We start from the raw sequence: 2,327 nt of genomic DNA, 5'->3' as shown, positions 1-2,327 counted from the left end.
CTGCGTATCTACGACGATCACCTTAATCGGTTTCCCGGAAGCCATCATCCTGGAGAGGTTTTGGAAACCAATATCATACATGGCACCATCCCCGCCCAAGCTGACTACGGGTGGGCATAACAGCCATTCTTTATCTGTAAATTGCTGCCAGTTGAAATAGGTAAAATACTCATCGTGCGTACTGGCATCGTATTTCCCTTCCAGCTCCAGTTCAGCCTTCCGAATGGCTCTGAAGCCTTCGGCCATTTTGGACATATGCCCTTCAAAGACTCCCATCGCCATAGACGTGGAATCCTGGAACAAGTGGTTCGCCCACGGGAAGGGGTAGGGGTTAAAGGGCCAGGTGCTCCCCCAGACAGAAGTACATCCGGTGGCGTTGAGCATCCCCATATTGGAGCGACCCTTACCTGTGGTTCCTTTGGCATATTTCCACTGTAATTTTTTCAACTGGGCGAGCAGTTGGGTGACCTGCTGCAACCAATCCTGGTCAATCGGTTCACCTCCATGTTCAGATTCCAGCCTGCGGGTAATTTCAGCCATGGTTAAATCTGAATGCTGCATTTCTGTAACAATACGGGCCATCATGTCCGAATCGCTCAAATCGATCCGGTGCATCAGTTTTTCCTGTATGTGTTTTTCCAGTTTATCGGTGAGTTCCTCCAGGTAGGCCACGTGTTTTTCTATACGAGGCTGCATCAGGGACTCTACGGTGGCAATAAACAAATGCACTACTGATTTTTCAGAGCAGCCCAGACAAGCCCCGTCGCCACTGGCAAAATTCAGGTAAGCGTCTTTATTCAGGAGCATGGTCTCCAGCGGTCCGATCTTCTCTTCCAGATCGTCGATACGATTGAATTTGGGGGGCGTATTGGGCAAGTCCATCCACAGATCCCATTCCTTATTCAGTTTCACGATAGAACCTTCGGTTTGAGGGATCTTGATCAGGGCATTATCATTACAGACTTGCACGCATTCCATACATCCCTTACACGTATTGGGATTGATGGTTATGCTGAATAAACATCCGCTGTTTTTTTCTTTTTTCTCATGCAGATCAAAATAGGGGCGGGTCAGGGCAAAGTTAAAATCCCCCAGTTCTTCTTTAAACCACTCAAACTCCTTGGTCAGGTCTTTATCCTGACCGTGGTCGGCTATGGTTTTATCAATGGCGTGCTGAATATAATCGTTGACCGTCGCCCCGTTTTTCGAAGATTCAAACAGGTTTCGAACATGGCCTTCCATTTTACGCACGGCCTTGGGTAAGTGCTCCAGTTTTCCGTGGTTCTTTTTCACCCGTGTGACCAGGGTATCAAAAACTTCAGAGACTTCGCTGACCAGTCCCGGTATGGCCGTATCCGGACAAACCGTGTAGCAGTCTCCACAAGCCGTACAGTTGTTGGGAATCCATTCAGGGTGTTCAAAGCGGATGCCCGTCATATCGCGGAAGGTGGAGGAAAGTGCCGGCATAACGCTCATACCGATAAAAGGATCGGTAAGGTTGTCGTTCCCCATCCCCCTCAAATAGAAATTCCCGGTTTGTTCCCAAAAGCGATGGATATCACTTAACTGGGATTCACTCTGGGGCATTTCTTTCATCATTTTAGGGATGGGTAGCAGGGCCTGGCCATTACTTCCGGCCTTGTCCTTACTGCCATCGCCCAATACCTTATTCTTTATTTCAAAGACTTCGTCAAAGCCGCGTTTGACCACGCGCATATTGTCGTCGACGACCCTTTGCCCCTTGGATCCAAATTTATGCTGCAATTGTTGTTCGATGGCATGTAGCAATTTCTCTTCCGACAACCCGGACTTTTCCATCAGGGGAGAGGCCGCGAAAAATGCACCCTGGAACGCAATTCCCTGCATCCGCAATTGCAATTCGGGATCGGTAGCTTCTTCCCGGGCAATCTTAAACCCGTCGATATAAAACACATGGATGTCTTTATCAATAATGATCTTCTGATACTGTTGAGGGATTTCTGCCCATACCGCATCCGGTGTTTTTTTATCGCTCTGAACGATGAAATTCCCGCCTTTTTTGAGTCCCGCCAGGGCGTTGGTGTGCTTAAATACATTGGGGTCAGGGGATAAAACAACATCCACAAAGAAGTACTCGCAATTGATCCGAATGGGTTCGGAAGAAGCCGCGAGATAGTAAGTGGTGGGCTGTCCTTTTTTCTCGGACCCGTATTTTGGATTCGCCTTGATGTTATAACCCAGGAGTTCGTACAAGGTCATCGCCAGGTTTTTACCTGTGGTTATGGCTCCCCAACCCCCAACGGAGTGAAAACGTATGGTGACGGCATCTTTGGGCATGAGGTTCGGGT

General features: G+C 48.6%; 1 protein-coding gene. It reads right to left on the bottom strand.

Annotated elements, in window-relative coordinates; genetic code table 11:
- Positions 1 to 2,327 (bottom strand): 2-oxoacid:acceptor oxidoreductase family protein (locus tag WBV75_RS11320; RefSeq protein ID WP_424120706.1); only part of this gene is annotated, 2,327 nt, incomplete at both ends.

Origin of the sequence: Robiginitalea sp., assembly GCF_049588695.1 — a bacterium.
GTDB lineage: Bacteria > Bacteroidota > Bacteroidia > Flavobacteriales > Flavobacteriaceae > Robiginitalea.
This window is presented reverse-complemented; position numbering and strand designations above follow the sequence as displayed.